We start from the raw sequence: 509 nt of genomic DNA on the forward strand, positions 1-509 counted from the left end.
GGCCACCCGAGAAAGTCCTGCGACAGCCAATGCGGCCCGATGTCAGTCGTCCAGGCGACCGTGCGCCCGCGGCCATGATTGCGAACAGCAAGGAGCGGCCAGTCCGTGCTGCGATGATGACAGGTCGCAAGCAGCCGGGATGAACCGTCGCGTTTGAAATCCAGCTTGTTCATGCCAAGGATCGGCGGCAACGGCTTCTCGATCCCTGCAAAGATCGGATGGGAGGACTCCAAGATGGAGGCCTGCAAGCCTTGGGGCACCTCCATGCCATCCGAAAACGGCAAACAGCGCACGGGCAACACGTCTTCGACCGGGGTGTCGTGGAACCGCGCTGTCCCGAACATGCCCTGAAAGCCCATATAGCCGCCGGCCAACATCAGCCCGCCGCCGCTTTCGACGTAGGCTTTCAGCATCTCGAGGCGGTTTACGCCGACACGCCCTGCGCGGGCTTCCGCCGTCACCAGCAAGGTCAGCGCGCCGACATCCGAGATCACCACTGCCTGATACTG

General features: G+C 63.1%; 1 protein-coding gene. It reads right to left on the bottom strand.

Annotation, left to right across the window (positions count from 1 at the left end):
* Nucleotides 1–509: glutamine amidotransferase (locus O7A60_RS31790; protein WP_337109593.1), on the bottom strand; the 509-nt coding region annotated here is incomplete at both ends.

Source organism: Mesorhizobium salmacidum (SeqCode), assembly GCF_037179605.1.
GTDB lineage: Bacteria > Pseudomonadota > Alphaproteobacteria > Rhizobiales > Rhizobiaceae > Mesorhizobium > Mesorhizobium salmacidum.